We start from the raw sequence: 19088 nt of genomic DNA on the forward strand, positions 1-19088 counted from the left end.
GGTGGCGCCACCGCATGACTGGCGCTCATACCTCAGAGTTCCCGCGATGGGGTAGAATGTTGCCCCTCACGAGCCCGACCGGGCTCGCTCTTCGCCATGCCTCAGGGGACCCTGCCGCCATGTTCAGCCGTGAAACCACCCTCGCCCGCTTCGACGCCGACCTGTATGCCGCCATGCAGCAGGAAGCCCAGCGTCAGGAAGATCACATCGAGCTGATCGCTTCGGAAAACTACACCAGCCCGGCGGTCATGGAAGCCCAGGGTAGCGTGCTGACCAACAAGTACGCCGAAGGCTATCCCCACAAGCGCTACTATGGCGGTTGCGAATACGTCGACGTGGTCGAGCAACTGGCCATCGACCGCGCCAAGCAGCTGTTCGGCGCCGACTACGCCAACGTCCAGCCGCACTCCGGTTCCCAGGCCAACTCGGCCGTGTACCTGGCGCTGATCGAAGCCGGTGACACCATCCTCGGCATGAGCCTGGCTCACGGCGGCCACCTGACCCACGGCGCCACCGTGTCCTCCTCCGGCAAGCTGTACAACGCCGTCCAGTACGGCATCGACGAGCAAGGCCTGATCGACTATGCCGAGGTCGAGCGCCTGGCCCAGGAGCACAAGCCCAAGGTCATCGTCGCCGGCTACTCCGCCTACTCCCAGGTGCTGGACTTCGCCCGCTTCCGCGCCATCGCCGATACCGTGGGTGCCTACCTGTTCGTCGATATGGCCCACTTCGCCGGCCTGGTCGCCGCCGGCGTCTACCCCAATCCGGTGCCCTTCGCCGACGTGGTCACCAGTACCACCCACAAGACCCTGCGCGGCCCGCGCGGCGGCCTGATCCTGGCCAAGGCCAACGAAGCCATCGAGAAGAAGCTCAACTCGGCGGTCTTCCCCGGCGCCCAGGGCGGTCCGCTGATGCACGTCATCGCCGGCAAGGCGGTGTGCTTCAAGGAAGCCCTGCAGCCCGAGTTCAAGACCTATCAGCAGCAGGTGATCAAGAACGCCCAGGCCATGGCCGGCGTGTTCATCGAGCGCGGCTTCGACGTGGTCTCCGGTGGCACCGACAACCACCTGTTCCTGCTCAGCCTGATCAAGCAGGAAATCACCGGCAAGGACGCGGACGCGGCCCTGGGTCGTGCCTTCATCACCGTGAACAAGAACTCGGTACCGAACGATCCGCGCTCGCCCTTCGTCACCTCCGGTCTGCGCATCGGCACCCCGGCCGTCACCACCCGTGGCTTCCAGGAAGCCGAGTGCCGCGAGCTGGCCGGCTGGATCTGCGACATCCTCGGCAACATGGGCGACGAGTCGGTGATCGATGCCGTGCGCGAGAAGGTCAAGGCCGTCTGCGCCCGCCTGCCGGTGTACGGCAAGTAAGAGGCACGCCTCCCCTCTCCCCCCAGGGAGAGGGCCGGGGTGAGGGAAACCCCAAAGAACGAGCCCCGACCAATCGGCCGGGGCTCGTTGCATTTCCAGAAAGATCGTCAAGGCAGCCAAGCCAGTCTTGCCGCAGGCCGGAAGACACCGGAAACGAAAAACCCCGGCCAGTGCCGGGGTTTTTCGTTGTCAGGCGACAATCAGGCGCTTACAGGACCTGCAGATCGCCCAAGCCATCCAGGTAGCGCTCGGCGTCCAGGGCAGCCATGCAACCGGCACCGGCCGAGGTGATCGCCTGGCGGTAGGTGTGGTCGGCCACGTCACCGGCGGCGAACACGCCCGGGACGTTGGTGGCGGTGGCATTGGCCTCGCGACCACCCTTCACCACCAGGTAGCCGTCGTGGCTGTCCAGCTGGCCTTCGAACAGCGCGGTGTTGGGCGTGTGGCCGATGGCGACGAACAGACCGGCCACCTGCAACTCCTCGGTGCTGCCGTCGTTGTTCTTCAGGCGCACCCCAGTGACGCCCATGTTGTCACCTAGCACCTCGTCGACGCTGGCATTGAGCTTGAGCACCATCTTGCCTTCGGCGACCCGGGCGCGCAGCTTGTCCTGCAGGATCTTCTCGGCGCGGAAGGTCTCGCGGCGGTGGATCAGGGTCACCTTGCTGGCGATGTTGGCCAGATACAGAGCTTCCTCGACCGCGGTATTGCCGCCGCCGACCACCGCCACCTCGCGATTGCGATAGAAGAAGCCGTCGCAGGTGGCGCAGGCGGACACGCCCTTGCCCATGAAGGCCTCTTCGCTGGCCAGACCCAGGTAGCGGGCGCTGGCACCGGTGGCGATGATCAGGGCGTCGCAGGTGTAGGTGGCGCTGTCACCCTTGAGGGTGTAGGGCTTGCCACCGAAGTCCACGGCATTGATGTGGTCGAAGACGATCTCGGTCTCGAAGCGCTCGGCGTGCTCGCGCATCCGCTCCATCAGTGCCGGACCGGTCAGGTCATGGGGATCGCCAGGCCAGTTGTCGACCTCGGTGGTGGTGGTCAGCTGGCCGCCCATCTGCATGCCGGTGATCAGCAGCGGCTTGAGGTTGGCCCGGGCGGCATAGACCGCGGCCGTGTAACCGGCCGGACCGGAACCAAGGATGATGAGACGCGAATGACGCGTGGTGCTGGCTTCAGACATGACATTCTCCCTGCCGGGGTCTCCGGCAGACCAAAGAGTAAAGTGGCCCGCGCGCCGCTAGGCGTACCGGCCGGTGTTCGTGCGGAGCCGTTCCGCAGCGCTCATCGCTCCTGGCGAGGGCGCGACCGGTGTCGACGGGCGGACACCGGGTCCAAGGATGGGCTCAGCCTAACGGGCATGGCCCTTCCATAGAAGCGAGCATTCTAAATCCAGACCATAGGGCGCGCCTATGTCGACCGCTTCGCCAATGGCGCCCTGAGGTAAGCTGTGCCTTCCCGCCACCTGTCAGGAATGTTCATGGCTGTCGCTCCCCTGTCCGGCTCCGCCTACTTCGCCGAAGGCCTGCGCCTGGTGACCCGCCCCGGCATGCGCCGCTTCGTGGTCATCCCGCTCACCATCAACCTGCTGCTCTACGCCGCCATCCTCACCTTCGCCGTACGGGGCTTCGAGGGCTGGCTGGAGCAGCTGATGCCAAGCCTGCCGGCCTGGGCGGGCTTCGTCGAATGGCTGCTCTGGCCGCTGTTCGTGCTCTTGTTGCTGGCGATCATCTTCTTCACCTTCACGATGCTGGCCAACCTGGTGGCGGCGCCCTTCAACGGCTTTCTCGCGGAAAAGGTCGAGGTACTGGTGCGCGGGCAGGATGATTTCCCACCCTTCAATCTCACCGAGCTGGTCACCATGGTGCCGCGCACCCTGCAGCGTGAACTGCGCAAGCTGGGCTACTACCTGCCACGCGCCCTGGGCCTGCTGGTGCTGACCTTCATCCCCGGTCTCAACCTGATCGCCGCACCGCTGTGGATCCTGTTCGGCGTCTGGATGATGGCGGTGCAGTACATCGACTTTCCCGCCGACAACCACAAACTGGATTTCCGCAGCATGCTCGCCTGGCTGCGCACCCGCCGCCTGCGCTGCCTGGGCTTTGGCGGGGTGACCTACCTGGCGCTGCTGGTGCCCGGCCTGAACGCCCTGTTCATGCCTGCCGCCGTGGCCGGGGCGACGCTGTTCTGGGTACGTGAGGAAGGCAACAAGGCGCTGGTGGTGCGCTCCTGAGCCCTGCTTGCCGGACGTCCCAACACACCCTATCCCGACAGCGACTCCTGATTGTTAGGCTTCGGCGATAAAGCCGCCTCAACCCAACCTACGGCTATCTTCCGCGTAGGTTGGGTTGAGCGCAGCGAAGCCCAACAACTCCGGACCATCACGCCGGATACCATGGTTTCCAGCTGTTGGGCTTCGGCGATAAGGCCGCCTCAACCCAACCTACGGCTATCCTGCGCGTAGGTTGGGTTGAGCGCAGCGAAGCCCAACAACTCCGGACCACCACGCCGGATACCATGGTTTCTGGCTGTTGGGCTTCGGCGATGGAGCCGCCTCAACCCAACCTACGGCGCGCTCCGCCCACACCGCCAAACAAGCCCCCTCTCCCCCTGGGAGAGGGTTGGGGTGAGGGCGCTCCCCTGCACGGACTCCACAAACGACGACGCCCGCGCCGGCAAGGCCGGACACGGGCGTCGTGGAAAGCTGTCGCCAGGCTTAGTGCTGGTGACCGCCTTCGCCATGGATATGACCATGGGCGATTTCTTCGTCGCTGGCGGCACGCACGTTGACCACCTTCACATCGAAGTTCAGGCGCTGGCCGGCCAGGGGATGGTTGCCGTCGACGGTGACCTGGTCGCCGTCGATGTCACGCACGGTGACGATCTGCATGGCGCCGTCCGGGCCGGACGCGTGGAACTGCATGCCCACTTCCAGCTCGTCCACGCCTTCGAACATTTCCTTGCCCAGGGTGGCAACCAGTTCGGGCGTGTATTCGCCATAGGCGTCTTCCGGCTCGATGGCCACTTTCAGCTCGTCACCGGCCTGCTTGCCGGACAGAGCACGCTCCAGACCCGGAATGATGTTGCCTGCGCCTTGCAGGTACACCAGCGGAGCACCACCAGCGGAGCTGTCGATGACTTCGCCGGCGTCGTTGGTCAGGGTGTAGTCGATGGATACTGCCGTGTTCGCCGCGATCTGCATGGCCAGAACCTTCATGCTGGGAAAAATTTAGGATGACGCATCAGTCTACGCGTCCAACTTAGCAATTGCGAATGCGTTCGGTCAGTCCCCTGGCGCCCGGAGGCATCTGGAGGGCGCCCCTGCAACGGTGCGCGACCGCCCGTCACGCAATCGCCACGGCCGCTTCACGGGGCTGTCATCCCGGCTACCTAGGGTTTGCTGCATACCCACTGCCGGAGCCCTGCCATGCCGATTCCAGTGTCCGCACCGCCCGCGCTGCGCGCCGAACGCCTGTCGACCGCTGCAGATATCCGCGCCGCCCAGCGCCTGCGAGCCGCGGTCTTCGGCAGTACCTACGGCGTGCATTTCGCCGATAACCTCGACCAGGACCCCTACGACGCTCACTGCTTGCACCTGGGCGTGCGCGACCTGCGCAGCGGCGAGCTGATCGCTACCACCCGGCTGCTCGACGGCCGTCGGCGCGAGCGGCTGGGCAGTCTCTACAGCGAGAGCGAATTCCAGCTGGAGGGTCTGGACACGCTGCAGGGCCCGCTGCTGGAAATCGGCCGCACCTGCGTGGCGCCCGGGCATCGCACCGGCGCGGCCATCGCCCTGTTGTGGGCGGAACTGGCCGAGATCATGGCCTGCGGCGACTACCGCTACCTCATGGGCTGCGCCAGCGTGCCCATGGCCGACGGCGGCCTGCAGGCGGCCGCCCTGCTGCGCCAGGCGGCGCGGGACGAACGCATCCCAGCGATCCGCGCCACGCCGCGGCGGCCGCTGCCCTTCGTCGCCGTGCCAGACAACCTGGTGGTGCAGCTGCCACCCCTGCTCAAGGCCTATCTACGCCTAGGTGCCCAGGTCTGCGGCGCGCCCTGCTGGGATCCGGAATTCGGCGTGGCCGACGTCTTCATCCTGCTCAAGCGCGAAGACCTCTGCCCACGCTATGCCCGCCACTTCAAGGCCGCGGTATGAGGCGACTGCGTCGCGTCTGGCGACTGCTGCCAGTGCTGGCCGCGCTGCTGCTCGGGGCACTGTTCGCCCTGACGGTGACGTTGGCGGTGGCGCTGAGTCGCCGGCCCTGCCTGGTGCTGCGGCAACGGCTGACGCGGCGCTTCTTCCAGGTGCTAACCTGGGCGCTGCGGTTGCGGCTGGAGGTCAGCGGCGAGGTGCCGCGCGGCACCCACCTCTGGCTGGTCAATCACGTGTCCTGGCTGGATATCGTCGCCCTGGGCAGCTTGCGGCCGCTGAGCTTTCTGTCCAAGGCGGAGGTGGCCCACTGGCCCTTCGCCGGCTGGCTGACGCGCCAGGCCGGCACCCTGTTCATCCGCCGCGGGGCCGAGCGCGGCGATGCCCTGGGCGAGGCCCTGACCACGCGCCTGACCCAGGGCCTGTCGCTGGCGCTCTTTCCCGAGGGCACCACCACCGACGGCAGCGGGCTGCGCACCTTTCACGGTCGGCTGCTGAGTCCGGCCATCGCCACCGGCACCCCGCTGCAACCCGTGGCGCTGAGCTACTGGCGCCACGGCGAGCCTGACCGGGCCGCGGCCTTCATCGGTGACGACGACCTGGTGAGCCATCTGCTGCGCCTGCTGGACAACGGCGGCACCACCCTGAGGATCGAACTGCTGCCACCCATCCTGCCCCAGGGCCGGCCGCGCCAGGTGCTGGCGGGTGAATGCCAGGCGGCCATCGCTGCCCGCCTCGGGATTCAGCTGGAACCGCGCGCGGCCCGTTCGGCGGCGGCAAAGGCCTGCAGCTGCGGATAGAAGTCGCGGAAATCCTCGACCAGGCCGTCATAGGCGGCGTCCAGCTCGGCGAAGGCGCCGGCCAGCAGTTCCGGGCGCGACAACCGTCGCGCCATGCCCTCCACCACTCGCTCCAGCACGGCGAAGTCCGTGTAGCTGCCCAGCCAGTCCTGGCGTGCCATCAGGGGTGCGATGCGGGCCAGCCGCGGCGGCAGTTCCGGTTCGTCCAACAGGGTCTGGTAGCAGTCCGCGACGAAGCCCGGCAGTGGCTGCTCGGCGTAGTCGTGCCAGAGGCGCGCCAGGCAGTGATCGAAGAAGACATCCACCAGCAGCCCGGCCACTCGCCGCCGCGCCGCGGGCAGCCGCGTCTTGGCCCTGATCACCAGGGGGTGGTCGTCGGTATAGACATCAATACGCCGGTGCAGCCGGATGCCGGCGGCGATCCCGGCCGGCCAGGCGTCCGCCGATCCCTTGACGAAATCGCCATAGAGGCTGCCGAGACGGTCTTCGCGGCTGGGGCCGCCCAGGTGCAGATGAGCGAGATAATTCATCCCCCCAGCATACTCCAGCCACAACCGGGCGGTTTTCCTGGACGACCCGCGGCTGCTAGGCTCGGGCCTCCTTCCCTTCTCCGCTGGAGTCGTCATGCCCGCTCGCGCCGTGTTCCTCGACTATGCCTCTCTCGACCTGGGCGATCTGGACCCGGTGCCCTTGCGCGCGGTGTTCGACGAACTGGAGCTGCATCCGGCGAGCGCTCCGGACGAGGTCGCCGCGCGCCTGACCGGCGCCCAGGTCGCCATCGTCAACAAGGTGGTGCTGGACGCCCAGACCCTGGCCGCCTGCCCGGAATTGAAACTGGTGCTGGTCAGCGCCACCGGGACCAACAACATCGACCTGGACGCCGCCCGCGCCCAGGGCGTACGGGTCTGCAACTGCCAGGGCTATGGGACCGCCTCGGTCGCCCAGCACACCCTGACCCTGCTGCTGGCCCTGGCCACGCGGCTACCGGATTACCAGGCGGATATCCGCGCCGGGCGCTGGCAGACCGCCAGCCAGTTCTGTCTGCTCGATCACCCCATCGTCGAGCTGGAGGGCAAGACCCTTGGCCTGCTCGGCCTGGGCGAATTGGGCAGCGCGGTCAGGCGGCTGGCCGAAGCCTTCGGCATGCAGACCCTGGTAGGCCAGTTGCCCGGCCGTCCGGCGCGTCCCGGCAGCCTGCCGCTGGCCGAACTGCTGCCCCAGGTAGATGCCCTGACCCTGCACTGTCCGCTCACCGACCTGACCCGCGGCATGCTGGGCGCCGCCGAACTGGCCGCGATGAAGCCCACGGCCTTCCTGGTCAACACCGCCCGCGGCGGCATCGTCGACGAACAGGCCCTGGCCGACTGCCTGAGACGCGGCCACCTGGCCGGCGCCGCCACCGACGTGCTCAGCGTGGAACCCCCGCGCGACGGCAATCCGCTGCTGGCCGGCGACATTCCGCGACTGATCGTTACCCCGCACAACGCCTGGGGTAGTCGTGAAGCGCGCCAGCGGATCATCGGCCAGCTCGCCGCCAATGCCCAAGGCCATTTCGCCGGCACACCGCAGCGAGTGGTCTGCTAAAGTTCGCGCTTTTTTCGCCAGGTAGCCCCATGGATCCGCGCAGCGAAGTCCTCCTCCGCCACCCCGAGCGCTTCGGCGGTCCCCTGCTGCTGGCAGGGCTACCGGCTGACGACCTGCTCGGCGCCCTGCCCGCGGCCAGTGGCTGGGGTTGGCATGCGGGCGAGGCCGAGCAACTGGCCCGGCGCTATCCGGGCCGCTCTCTTCTAGGCATCGAACCGCCCCCGGACGACTTCGCCAATGCCGTGCTGTTCCTGCCCAAGTCCCGCGAGGCCACTGACTTCCTGCTCACCGCCCTGGCCGGCCGCCTGCCCGCCGCGGGCAGCCTCTATCTGGTCGGTGAAAAGAAGGCCGGCATCGAACGCGCCGCGCGCCAGCTGGGTGCCTTCGGCAAGGCCAGCAAGCTCGACAGCGCCCGTCATTGCCAACTGTGGGTGGTGCAGGGACCGCACACCGAAGCCGATCCGCGCCCCGACGCCTGGCTGCAACGCCAGCGGCTGGAGCGGGCTGGGGTGAACCTGGACATTCTCAGCCTGCCGGGCGTCTTCAGCCATGGCCGGCTGGACGTGGGCACGGCGCTCTTGCTGGACCAGCTCGACGGCCTGCCCGAGGGCGCGGTGCTGGACTTCGGTTGCGGCGCCGGCGTGGTCGGCGCCGCCCTGGCTCGCCGCTATCCCGCCAGCACCCTGCATCTGCTGGACGTGGACGCCTTCGCCGTGGCCAGCAGTCGCCAGACCCTGGCGGCCAACGGTCTGAGCGGAACGGTGATCGCCGGCGACGGCATCGCCGCAGCGCCCACGGGCCTCGCCGCCATCGTCAGCAATCCGCCCTTCCACAGCGGTGTGAAGACCGACTATCGCACCACCGAAACCCTGCTGGCCGAGGCGGTGCGCCATCTCAGGCCCGGTGGCGAACTGCGCCTGGTGGCCAACAGCTTCCTGCGCTATCCGCCGCTGATCGAGGCAGCCTTCGGCAACTGCCGCACCCTGGCCGAGCGGGACGGCTTCAAGGTCTATAGCGCCCGGCGGCGGTAACGCTGTTGGGCTTCGCTGCGCTCAACCCAACCTACGCGGCATCCGTAGGTTGGGTTGAGACGGCTTCATCGTCGAAGCCCAACAGGCGCGGCCGAACCGCGGCAATGTTACCCCCGTAGTACCCAACCAGCACCCTCTCCCCTTGGGAGAGGGTTGGGGTGAGGGAAAACGCCACCCCTAGTCAAAACCTCACCCCTTCTTCGCCGCCTCATACAACGGCATCACCTTGGGAATCGCCGCCTGCAGGGCCTTGGTACGGTTGGCGTCGGACGGGTGGGTACTGAGGAATTCCGCCGGCTGCTTGCCCTGGCTGGCCTGGGCCATCTTCTGCCAGAGGGTGATGGCGGCATTGGGGTTGTAGCCGGCACGGGCCGAGAGCTCCAGGCCGATGAGGTCGGCTTCGTTCTCGTTGCCGCGGCTGAACGGCAGGGTCAGGGCCACCTGGGACACCTGGTCGGCCAGTTGCATGCCGCCCTGGCCAACACCCAGCAGGGCCCCGCCGAGGTTCTCGCCCATCTGGATGGCATAGGCCCGCGACATCTGCTCGCGGCTGTGCTCGCGCAAGGCGTGGGCGATCTCGTGGCCCATCACCGCGGCCAGCTCGTCGTCGGTCAGCTTGAGCTGATCGATCAGGCCGCTGTAGACGAAGATCTTGCCGCCCGGACCGCAATTGGCGTTGAGCTCGTCGCTCTGCACCAGGTTGACCTGCCAGTCCCAGTTCACCGCGTCCGGGCGGAAGGCCGCGGTCTGCGGGATCAGGCGCTTGGCGATGGCGGCGACGCGCTTGCCGTCGGCGCTGTCATTGGCCAGCTTGCCGGCGGCCTTGGCTTCGCTGACCGTCTTGGCATAGGACTGGGCGTACATCTGGTTGACCTGCTGCTCGGACAGCATGCTGAACATGTACTGCTTGCGCTGCACCCCGACCGCGCCACCCGAGGTGGTGTTGACGGTCTGGCAGGCGACCAGTAGCAGGCTCAAGGACAGGCCTGCGAGGGGAAGGATACGGCGCATGGGAATCTCCAGGTATCGAGGCGGATACAGCATAGAGAGGGGCGTCGCGCCCGGCAACGTTCGTGCGCAGGCGACCGGAGGCCTCAATGGATCGTCAGCGCCGCCGATAGTCCACGGCATTGAACGCCCTCCGGAGTCCCCCATGAGTTCCCGCTCCATCCGCACCGCCATCACCCTGCTGGCCGGCGCTTGCATCCTGGTGGTGGTGATCGCCCTGATCGCCTACACCCTGTTTGCCGCTCAGCGCACCCGCACGCTGGTCGATACCCATACCGAGGCCCTGGCCGCCACTGCCGCAGAGGCCCAGCTGACCGCGGAAGCCGAAGCCGTGGGCAACCAGCTGCAGCGCCAACTGGACGTTCCCCTGCAACTCGCCAACCAGCTGGCGCAGCTCAACGTGGCCATGGGCAGCGGTGGCGACCAGCAGGTCGACCTGGATCGCCAGAGTCTGGTCCGGCTCTTGGGCCAGACCCTGAAACGCCAGCCCGGCCTGCTCAGCCTCTATACCGTCTGGGAGCCAGATGCCATCGATGGCCAGGACGAGCGCCATCGCGGTGACGCCGCGGCCGGCTACGATGAGCAGGGCCGCTTCACCCCCTGGTGGCACAAGACCCTTGATGGCGACGTGACGGTGGAGCCGATTGGCGAGACCGTGGAAAGCCAGACCCGCCTGCCGTCGGGTGTGCGCGAAGGCGAGTACTACCTCTGTCCACGGGAAGCTCGCACCACCTGCGTGCTCGACCCCATGCCCGACACGGTCAACGAACAGCAGGTGCTGATCGCCTCCTTCAACGTGCCCATCCTGGTCGGTGGCGCCTTCAAGGGCGTGGTCGGCGCCGACGTACCGCTGGACTTCATCCAGCGCCAGCTGGTCAAGGCCAATGGCCGTCTCTATGGCGGCGTGGGCCGCATGGCCCTGGTCGCCGGGCGGGGCACCCTGGTCGCCTACACCGCCGACGCCAGCCAACTGGGCAAGCCGGCCGAGCCGGTGCTGGGCACGACCCTGGCCGGGCTCAAGGACCTCGGCGAAGGCGTCACCCGCCGTTTCGACGCCCAAAGCCAGCGCTACCAGGTCTATCTGCCGCTGCGTTTCGCCGGCGACAACCGCCAGGTCTGGACGCTGATCGTCGAATTACCCCGCGAAGCCGTGCTGGCCGATCTCTATAGCCTCAAGGACACCCTGGGCAGCCAACGCCACCAGGATGTGGTCGGCATGCTGCTGGTGGGCCTGGCGGTCGCCGGTGCCGGCCTGCTGGTGCTCTGGCTGATCAGCCTGCGCATCGCCCGGCCGCTGCGGCAGATGGTCGCCATGCTCGACGCCATCGGCCAGGGCGACGGCGACCTGACCCAGCGCCTCGCCACCGAGCGCCGCGACGAGGTCGGCGCCATGGCCGGCGGCTTCAACCGCTTCCTGGCCTCGCTGCAGGGCCTCATCGGCCAGTTGATCCGCTCGGTGGGCGAGGTGGCCACAGCGGCCGAGCACACCTCCCATATCGCCCAGCGCACCCGCGATGGCGTGGAGCGCCAGCTGCAGGAGATCGACCAGCTGGCCACCGCCATGCAGGAGATGACCGCCACCGCCCAGGACGTGGCCGGCAATGCCGGTCGCGCGGCACGCGCCGCCACCGAGGCGGACGGCGCGGTCAACGAAGGTCAGCGCCTGGTGCAGCAGAACGTCGCCAGCAGCGCCGCCCTCGCCGAGGAGATCGAGCGTGCGGTGGAGCAGGTGCGCCGGGTCGCCGAGGACAGCGAGAACATCGGCTCCATCCTCACCACCATCAACGGCATCGCCGAGCAGACCAACCTGCTGGCGCTCAACGCCGCCATCGAGGCGGCCCGCGCCGGCGAACAGGGCCGTGGCTTCGCCGTGGTGGCCGACGAGGTGCGCAACCTGGCGCAAAAGACCCAGGTCGCCACCGGCGAGATCCAGAGCATGATTCAGCGCCTGCAGCAGGGCACCCGCGAGGCGGTGACGGTGATGCAGGCCAGCGGCGCCCAGACCAGCACCCAGGTCGCCCAGACCGAGGCCACCCGGCGCGCTCTGGACACCATCCTGGCGGCGGTGAGCGAAATCACCAGCATGAATCTGCAGATCGCCAGCGCCGCCGAGGAGCAGAGCGCGGTGGCCGAGGACATCAATCGCAACGTGGTCAATATCGGCCAGAGCGCCCAGGCGGTCCACGGCGAAGCCGACAGCGCCTCCCGCGCCGGCCAGCAACTGCGCGAACTGGCCGAGCAGCAACGCCAGCTGGCGGGACGCTTCCGCGTCTAGCAAGGCTAGCTGCGTGCCCCTCCTCTCTGCTTGGGGAGGGATTCGTCGGCACCGATGCGCCGCTAAAACCTAAAGGTAGCGCGGTGCACTGCCGATAACCTCGCGCCACCCAAGCACTGGAGTGTTGTCGATGTCTTTTCGCTCAGTCCGTACGACCATCACGCTGCTCTCGGGGAGCTGCATCCTGGCCGTGGTCATGGCGCTCGTCGGTTATGTGCTCTTTGCCGGCATGCGCACCCAAAGCCTGGTCGACACCCATACCGCCCAGCTTGCCGAGCGTGCTGCCCAGGCCCGGTTGGATGCCCAGGCCCAGGCGATTGCCGGCAGCCTGATGCAGAAGCTGGATCTGCCGCTCACGGTCGCCCGCGGTATCGCTCAACTCAATGCCCAGGCCGACAGCAGCGCCGAACGGCCCCTGCGGATCGACCGTGAAGGCCTCAACAACCTGCTCCAGCAGACCCTGCTCGACAATCCCGAACTGCTCGACGTCTACGTGGGCTGGGAGCCCAATGCCTTCGACGGCGCGGATGCCCAGTACGCCGGACGCAGCGAAGCCGGCTACGACGCCACGGGTCGCTTCATGCCCTGGTGGTATCGCACACCCGAGGGCGGCCTGAAGGTGGAACCCCTGGGGCCGACCATGGAAAGCCAGACGGTGCTGCCCACCGGGGTCCGCGAGGGTGAGTACTACCTTTGCCCGCGGCAGAGCCTCAAGCCCTGCATCGTCGATCCGGCACCCTACGAGATGAATGGACAGAAGATCCTGATGTCCTCCTTCAACGTGCCCATCCTGGTCAAGGGTGCCTTCAAGGGCGTGGTCGGCGCCGACCTGTCCCTGGCCTTCATCCAGGAGCAGCTCAAGCAGGCCAACGCCGGTCTCTACGAGGGCGCGGGCAGCATGGCGCTGGTCGCCAACCGCGGCACCCTGGTGGCCTATACCCGGGATCCCAAGGCGCTCGGTCAGCCGGCCGCGCAGATACTCGGCGACGCGGCCCAGGGCCTGGCGCAACTCGGCGATGGGGTGACCCGCCGTTTCGATAGCCAACACGACCTCTATCAGGTGTATCTACCGCTGCGCCTGGGCAACAATGCCACCACCTGGACGTTGATCCTGCAGCTGCCCCGCGCGGCGGTGCTCAGCGATCTGCATCTCCTGCAACAGGCCCTCGGCGAGCAACGCCGTACTGATATGGCCGGCATGCTGCTGGTGGGCCTGCTGGTGGCTGGCGGCGGCCTGCTGCTGCTCTGGCTGGTCAGCCTGCGCATCGCCCGCCCGCTGCGGCAGATGGTGGCCATGCTCGACGACATCGCCAAGGGCGATGGGGACCTGACCCAGCGGCTGACGGTCAATCGCCGCGACGAACTCGGTGCCATCGCCAGCGGTTTCAATGCCTTCCTCGGTTCGCTGCAGCACCTCATCGGTCAGCTGGTACATTCGGTCAGCGACGTGAACACGGCCGCCACCCAGACCTCCAACATCGCCCAGCGCACCCGCGACGGCGTGCAGCGCCAGCTGCAGGAGATCGACCAGGTGGCCACCGCCATGCAGGAGATGACCGCCACCGCCCAGGATGTCGCCAGCAATGCCGGACGCGCCGCCCAGGCGGCCACCCAGGCCGATAGCGCCGTGAGCGAAGGCCAGCGTGTGGTGCGGCAGAATGTCAGCGACTGCGCCACCCTCGCCGCGGAAATCGAGCGCGCCGTGACCCAGGTACGCCGGGTGGCCGATGACAGCGAGAACATCGGTTCCATCCTCACCACCATCAACGGCATCGCCGAGCAGACCAATCTGCTGGCGCTCAACGCGGCCATCGAGGCGGCCCGGGCCGGCGAGCAGGGCCGTGGCTTCGCCGTAGTGGCCGATGAGGTGCGCACCCTGGCGCAAAAGACCCAGGTCGCCACCGGCGAGATCCAGAGCATGATCCAGCGCCTGCAGAGCGGCACCCGGGAGACCGTGGCGCTGATGCAGAACAGCCATGCCCAGACCAGCAATCAGGTGGAACAGACCCAGGCGGCCAGCCGGGCCCTAGAGGTCATCCTCACCGCCGTGGGCGAGATCACCGAAATGAATCTGCAGATCGCCAGCGCCGCCGAGGAGCAGAGCGCGGTGGCCGAGGACATCAATCGCAACGTCGTCAACATCGGCCAGGCGGCCAATGGCGTACACGACCAGGCTGATCAGGCCACCCGCGCCGGTAGCCACCTGAGCGAACTGGCCGAACGACAGCGCCAGTTGGCGGCGCGCTTCAAGGTCTAGCGGGTTACAAGGGAGTCAAACACTCCGGCCCGTCTACCTCGGGCCGGTTGACGATGTTGGCCAAGACCCGCTCGCGCAGCGGCATGCCGCCCGCGGCCAACAGCTCCTGCAGGGCTTCGGGCGTGCTGTCTGGATCCTGCCAGAGGGCACGACCCGCTGCATCGAGCAGGATCGGTCGGCGCAGCGGACCGGCCGCCTGGGTGACCATGGCCACCGACAGCCAGAGCTGATCCCCGGCCGGGTAGGCCTCCCAGAGCGCGGCGAACCAGGCCAGGGGTTCGCCATTGAGCATCCAGTAGGGCCGCTTGCGGTGGCCACCGCGCCATTCGTAGAAGCCGTTGGCCGGCAGCAGACAGCGCCGCAGGCGAAAGGGCTCGCGAAACATCGGCTGGGTGGCCAGGCTTTCGGCGCGGGCATGGGTGGGGGTGCGGGACAGATCGGTGAGCCAGGGCGGCGTCAGCCCCCAGCGACCGCTGTCGACCCGCTCGCCCTCGGCGGTCCGCCGCTGCAGCAGCACCTGCTGGTGGGGCGAGATGTTCCAGCGCGGGGGATGCTTGTCGGGAAAACCCGGCAAGCCGGCGAATTCAGCGGGCCAGCGGAACAGGGCGTAGCGTCCGGACATGAAAACCTTTCAACAAATGAGGATGCCCTGCTCGGGAGAAGGATCCTCTCCCGGCAGGGGCGTGGCGGCATTGTACGCGGCGATCAGCGCCTGCGCGCGCTGCGCCTCTTCGTCCTCGACCAGCAGGCCAAGCAAGCCCACCGCGGGCAGATCGCCGATGCCACCGAGCAGATGGCGCCCGGCGAGAAAGCCGCTGATGCCCTCGCTGGCCAGCACCGCCAGGAGCAATTCGCCTTCGTGCAGCGAACCCGGCTCATAGATGCGGCGCATCAGTCGTCCTCCCGCCGAACCTCGAGATTCCAGTCCTCGCCATCGGTGTGCAGGCCGAAGCGGATCGGTCGGCAGCAGACTTCACAGTCCTCGTAGTAGTCCTGGTCACCGCCGCTGAGGTCGAGCACCACCTCGCCCGGTTCGCCGCAATAAGGGCAATCGTATTCCTGGCTTTCCAGCATCTGCCTGCACTCCTTGACTGCCAACCTGCCGCCCATCCGGCCCCTGACGCTTGCATCTGGCGCCACGCCCACTACTATGGCCGCCGGAATTTCTACAAGAGAACACCATGGGCGAGTTCGAAGCCATTCGACCCTATAACGACGCGGAAGTCCCCGGGGTTCTGGCCCGCCTGATCGACGACGACCACTTCATCGGCATCCTTGCCGGCTACCGGTTCCCGCGCCTGTCCAAGGGACTCGGCTGGGTAGTGCGCCCCCTGCTGCGCACCCGCCTGCGCCAGGAACTGAGTGGTATCCAGAGCGTCGCGGCGCTGCAGGACAAGCTCGAACCCTATGTGGATCGCGCCATCGAGAAGGCCTCGGACGGCGTCACCTACTCGGGCATCGACCAGCTGCGCAGTGGTCGCGCCTATCTGTTCCTGGCCAACCACCGCGACATCGTGATGGACCCGGCCTTCGTCAACTATGCCGTCTACCACGCCGGTCTGCCAACGCCGCGCATCGCCATCGGCGACAACTTGCTGCAGAAGCCCTTCGTCAGCGACCTGATGCGGCTGAACAAGAGCTTCATCGTGCACCGCTCCATCAGCGGTCGCCGCGAAAAGCTGGCGGCGTACCAGAACCTGTCCGCCTACATCAATCACTCGATCCGCCAGGACGGCCAGTCCATCTGGATCGCCCAGGCCGAGGGCCGGGCCAAGGACGGCGATGACCGCACCGATTCGGCCATCCTCAAGATGTTCCACATGAGCTGCAAGGACGAGCCCTTCGCCGAGCTGGTCAAGGCGCTGAACATCGTGCCGGTGTCCATCAGCTACGAATTCGATCCCTGCGACCAGGCCAAGGCCCGCGAATTGCACATCCGCGCCACCACCGGCAGCTACACCAAGGCGCCGGGCGAGGACGACGTCAGCATCGCCCTGGGTATCACCGGCTACAAGGGCCGGGTGCACGTGGCCTTTGGCGAGCCGGTGAGCGGCGAATTCGAGGACGCCAAGGCGCTGGCCCAGGAAATGGACCGGCAGATCCTCGGCAACTACCGGCTGTTTCCGGCCAGCTACCTGGCCTATGCCGCCTGGGATGGCCGCGATGCGGAGCTGGCCGTGCCCGCCGTGGACGCCCTGTTTCCGGCCGAGGAGATCGAGGTCGCCCGTGCCGAATGGGAAAGACGCCTGGCCGAATGCCCGGCGGAGTACCGGGCACAACTGGTGCGCCAGTACGCCCAGCCGGTGCTGAACAAGTACCGCGTGCTGGCCGGCCTGGAATAGTCGCCAGCCACCCACGAAAAAGCCCGGTCGGTGCCGGGCTTTTTTGTGGGCGTCAGGTTTTCAGCGACCGCTGAGCACCTGCACCACGGTCGGATCCTTGAACACCCGGGTCAGGGCATCGCTCAGCACATCGCTGACCAGCTTGGTGTTGGCCTCGGCGTTGGGTGCCATGCCGAAACGCTGGTTGAGGCTGGCGCCATAGCGCCCCCGGTAGCCGCGTTGGCTGTTGCGCACGTCCACCTGGAAGGCCGCGGCGACGTCGGAGGCGGTGACGTACAGTTCCTTGGGCGACTGGTAGTTCAGCTCGGCCAGGGTCAGGGTCAGCTGGGGCGCACCCGGGCCGGCATTGGGCGACGGGGTGAAGCCCATCTGGCGTACGGCCTTCTCGGCTTCCGCCTGCAGCTTGGGAATCACGTCCTGGGTCTGCACCACCACCACGCTGGTGTCGGGATAGAGCCCGCCACGGGTGCCCAGGGTGAAGGAGGAGCGACCGTCGACCACGCGGACCGAGACCGGCTGGCCCTGGCCGACCGGCGCGATGGGCGCGGTGATCTGGGGTTGCGGACTCAATTGCTGAGGGCTGCTGGCACAGCCGGCCAGGGTCAGACCAGTGGCGGCGAGCAGGCCGAGCAACAGGCGATAGCGCATGCAGAAACTCCAGAGAAAGGGACAGGGGGCAGTATACCCAGCCCCCCAGCGGCGTCGATAGACGGGGATGGCGGACAAGGAAACGCCGGCTCGGGCCGGCGTCTCTTCAAACCAGGGTCAGGGCTTGGCCGCCAGGGGCGGTCGCGTCTGGCTGCGCTCCAGCCAGCCACCGCCGAGCGCCTTGTACAGGGTGACCTCGCTGTTGAGCTGGTTGAGTCTGTCGGTGATCAACTGCTGCTGGGCGCTATACAGCGAACGCTGGGCGTCGAGTACCGTGAGGTAGTTGTCGATGCCCTGGCGATAGCGCAGGTTGGCCAGGTCGTAGTATTCCTGGCTGGCCTGCACCAGGTCCTGCTGGGCCTGCAACTGGTCGTCGTAGGTGCCCTTCGCCGCCAGGGCATCGGCCACCTCGCGGAAGGCGGTCTGGATCGACTTCTCGTAGGTGGTGACGTTGATGTCCTTCTGGATCTTGGCCGCATCCAGGCTGGCCTTGAGGCTACCGGCCGTGAAGATCGGGATGTTGATGCTCGGCGAGAAGGTCCAGTAGCCGGAACCGGCGTCGAACAGGCCATTGAGATCCCGGCTGGCCGTGCCGCCCTGGGCGGTCAGGCTGATGCGCGGGAAGAAGGCCGCCCGGGCCGCGCCGATGTTGGCGTTGGCGGCGCGCAGCTGCAGCTCGGACTGGAGGATGTCCGGACGCTTCTGCAAGAGATCCGACGGCAGGTTGGCCGGCAGGTCGGCGAGCAGGTCCTTGCCATCCAGGCCCTTGCCTTGCGGCAGGTCCGCCGGGATCGAGGTGCCCAGCAGCAGGGTCAGGGCATTGCGATCCTGGGCAACCTGGCGGGTGTACTGGGCCAGATTCGCCCGCGCCCCTTCCAGGGCGGTGCGCGACTGGCGCAGGTCCAGCCCGCTGGCCACGCCGTTCTCCACGGTCTGGCGGGTCAGATCGTAGGAGCGCTGGTAGGCGGCGAGGGTCTCGCGAGTCAGTTGCAGCATGCGCTGATCGGTGAGCCAGGCGTAGTAGGCGTTGGCTACTTCCGAGACCAGCGAGATCTGGGTGCTGCGGCGTCCTTCGCTGGTGGCGAAGTAGTTGAGCAGCGCCTGCTCGCTGAGGCTGCGCAGGCGCCCGAACAGGTCCAGCTCATAGGAGGTGAAGCCCAGGGTCACGCTGTACTGGCTGCTGATGCTGCCACCGCCGCCGCCCCCCGCGCCATCGGCGCTGTTGCCGGCGAGCAGTTCGCGGATGGCGGAGACCTGGCTCAAGTCCTCCGGCGACCGGGTACGGGTCCCGGTACCGCTGACGCCGATGTCGGGAAACAGCTCGGCGCGCTGCACGCGGTATTGCGCCTGATACAGCCGCACGTTCAGGGCGGCCTGGCGCAGGTCGCGGTTGTTGTCCAGCGACAGCTGGATCAACTGCTGCAGCGCCGGGTCGCGATAGAAATCGCGCCAGCCGATGTCGGCCGCCTGCTGGTCGCGATTGACCGTCAGGGCATCATAGGCCTGGCCGTGGGGCCAGGCGTTCTCCACCGGCGCATTGGGCCGCTGGTAATCGGGGATCAGGCTGCAGCCGGAGACGGCCAGCATGCCCACGACCACCGCCAAGACAGACTTCTTCAT

The 19088-nt window shown here is 67.4% G+C and carries 18 protein-coding genes and 1 pseudogene; 10 read left to right on the forward strand and 9 right to left on the reverse strand.

Annotation, left to right across the window (positions count from 1 at the left end; genetic code table 11):
• Window positions 1-119: 119 nt before the first annotated feature.
• On the forward strand, window positions 120-1373 hold the full coding sequence (gene glyA / locus NRG74_RS13665) for a serine hydroxymethyltransferase (protein ID WP_257704484.1): 1254 nt from the start codon (window positions 120-122) through the stop codon (window positions 1371-1373).
• 208 nt (window positions 1374-1581) lie between these two features.
• On the opposite strand, the gene trxB is transcribed toward glyA, so the two are convergent.
• Entirely contained in the window at window positions 1582-2556 is a 975-nt protein-coding gene (gene trxB, locus NRG74_RS13670; protein ID WP_068382920.1) for a thioredoxin-disulfide reductase, read from the reverse strand.
• Window positions 2557-2853: 297 nt separating this feature from the next.
• Between trxB and cysZ the strand changes: the two genes are divergently transcribed.
• Entirely contained in the window at window positions 2854-3606 is a 753-nt protein-coding gene (gene cysZ / locus NRG74_RS13675) for a sulfate transporter CysZ (protein ID WP_257704487.1), read from the forward strand.
• A 483-nt stretch (window positions 3607-4089) separates the two neighbouring features.
• Here cysZ and NRG74_RS13680 read toward each other — a convergent pair whose 3' ends face one another.
• Complete coding sequence (locus NRG74_RS13680; protein WP_017639847.1) at window positions 4090-4575, reverse strand: FKBP-type peptidyl-prolyl cis-trans isomerase; 486 nt, start codon at window positions 4573-4575, stop codon at window positions 4090-4092.
• Window positions 4576-4800: 225 nt separating this feature from the next.
• Here NRG74_RS13680 and NRG74_RS13685 point away from each other — a divergent pair, with 225 nt between their 5' ends.
• Window positions 4801-5529 (forward strand): GNAT family N-acetyltransferase, encoded by a 729-nt coding sequence (locus NRG74_RS13685; protein ID WP_160924067.1) that lies wholly within the window; start codon window positions 4801-4803, stop codon window positions 5527-5529.
• Window positions 5526-6323: a lysophospholipid acyltransferase family protein gene (locus tag NRG74_RS13690; RefSeq protein WP_257704492.1), complete on the forward strand. Its 798-nt coding sequence runs from the start codon at window positions 5526-5528 to the stop codon at window positions 6321-6323. Before NRG74_RS13685 ends, NRG74_RS13690 begins: the two co-directional genes overlap by 4 nt.
• Here NRG74_RS13690 and NRG74_RS13695 read toward each other — a convergent pair.
• The gene (locus tag NRG74_RS13695) at window positions 6266-6853 is read right to left on the reverse strand and encodes an ACP phosphodiesterase (RefSeq protein WP_257704494.1); all 588 of its coding nucleotides are present in this window, start codon (window positions 6851-6853) and stop codon (window positions 6266-6268) included. The genes NRG74_RS13690 and NRG74_RS13695 overlap by 58 nt on opposite strands.
• Window positions 6854-6947: 94 nt before the next feature.
• Here NRG74_RS13695 and NRG74_RS13700 point away from each other — a divergent pair, with 94 nt between their 5' ends.
• Complete coding sequence (locus NRG74_RS13700; protein WP_257704496.1) at window positions 6948-7907, forward strand: 2-hydroxyacid dehydrogenase; 960 nt, start codon at window positions 6948-6950, stop codon at window positions 7905-7907.
• Window positions 7908-7936: 29 nt separating this feature from the next.
• Window positions 7937-8938, forward strand: a complete 1002-nt coding sequence (locus NRG74_RS13705; protein WP_257704498.1) for a class I SAM-dependent methyltransferase — start codon at window positions 7937-7939, stop codon at window positions 8936-8938.
• A gap of 189 nt (window positions 8939-9127) precedes the next feature.
• On the opposite strand, the gene NRG74_RS13710 is transcribed toward NRG74_RS13705, so the two are convergent.
• Window positions 9128-9949: a M48 family metallopeptidase gene (locus NRG74_RS13710; protein WP_017639853.1), complete on the reverse strand. Its 822-nt coding sequence runs from the start codon at window positions 9947-9949 to the stop codon at window positions 9128-9130.
• Between the two features lie 142 nt (window positions 9950-10091).
• On the opposite strand from NRG74_RS13710, the gene NRG74_RS13715 reads away from it, so the two are divergent.
• The 3 genes and pseudogenes from NRG74_RS13715 (at window position 10092) to NRG74_RS24660 (ending at window position 14478) form a co-directional block, all read left to right on the forward strand.
• On the forward strand, window positions 10092-12221 hold the full coding sequence (locus tag NRG74_RS13715; protein WP_257704500.1) for a methyl-accepting chemotaxis protein: 2130 nt from the start codon (window positions 10092-10094) through the stop codon (window positions 12219-12221).
• Window positions 12222-13515: 1294 nt separating this feature from the next.
• Window positions 13516-13572 (forward strand): annotated as a pseudogene (locus NRG74_RS24655) (hypothetical protein); the annotation flags it as partial.
• A gap of 201 nt (window positions 13573-13773) precedes the next feature.
• The gene (locus tag NRG74_RS24660) at window positions 13774-14478 is read left to right on the forward strand and encodes a methyl-accepting chemotaxis protein (protein WP_437181192.1); all 705 of its coding nucleotides are present in this window, start codon (window positions 13774-13776) and stop codon (window positions 14476-14478) included.
• Between the two features lie 4 nt (window positions 14479-14482).
• On the opposite strand, the gene NRG74_RS13725 is transcribed toward NRG74_RS24660, so the two are convergent.
• Genes NRG74_RS13725 through NRG74_RS13735 form a run of 3 tightly spaced genes read right to left on the reverse strand, consistent with a single transcriptional unit; the run spans window position 14483 to window position 15552 of the window.
• Window positions 14483-15100, reverse strand: a complete 618-nt coding sequence (locus tag NRG74_RS13725) for an SOS response-associated peptidase (protein ID WP_068382902.1) — start codon at window positions 15098-15100, stop codon at window positions 14483-14485.
• Between the two features lie 9 nt (window positions 15101-15109).
• Window positions 15110-15370, reverse strand: coding sequence for a putative signal transducing protein (locus NRG74_RS13730; protein ID WP_017639857.1), 261 nt, complete (start codon window positions 15368-15370; stop codon window positions 15110-15112).
• Window positions 15370-15552 carry a CPXCG motif-containing cysteine-rich protein gene (locus tag NRG74_RS13735; RefSeq protein WP_017639858.1) on the reverse strand — a complete coding sequence of 61 codons (183 nt, stop codon included), beginning with the start codon at window positions 15550-15552 and terminating at the stop codon, window positions 15370-15372. Before NRG74_RS13735 ends, NRG74_RS13730 begins: the two co-directional genes overlap by 1 nt.
• Window positions 15553-15659: 107 nt before the next feature.
• Between NRG74_RS13735 and NRG74_RS13740 the strand changes: the two genes are divergently transcribed.
• Window positions 15660-16820, forward strand: a complete 1161-nt coding sequence (locus NRG74_RS13740; protein ID WP_064307489.1) for a 1-acyl-sn-glycerol-3-phosphate acyltransferase — start codon at window positions 15660-15662, stop codon at window positions 16818-16820.
• 60 nt (window positions 16821-16880) lie between these two features.
• Here the strand turns inward: NRG74_RS13740 and NRG74_RS13745 are convergent, their stop codons facing one another.
• Both NRG74_RS13745 and adeC read right to left on the reverse strand, forming a co-directional pair.
• A complete protein-coding gene (locus NRG74_RS13745) occupies window positions 16881-17468 on the reverse strand; it encodes a YajG family lipoprotein (RefSeq protein WP_007161696.1) in 588 nt (195 codons plus the stop codon).
• A 117-nt stretch (window positions 17469-17585) separates the two neighbouring features.
• On the reverse strand, window positions 17586-19088 hold the full coding sequence (adeC, locus tag NRG74_RS13750) for an AdeC/AdeK/OprM family multidrug efflux complex outer membrane factor (protein ID WP_257704506.1): 1503 nt from the start codon (window positions 19086-19088) through the stop codon (window positions 17586-17588).

This window comes from Pseudomonas oryzihabitans (assembly GCF_024652905.1).
GTDB lineage: Bacteria > Pseudomonadota > Gammaproteobacteria > Pseudomonadales > Pseudomonadaceae > Chryseomonas > Chryseomonas benzopyrenica.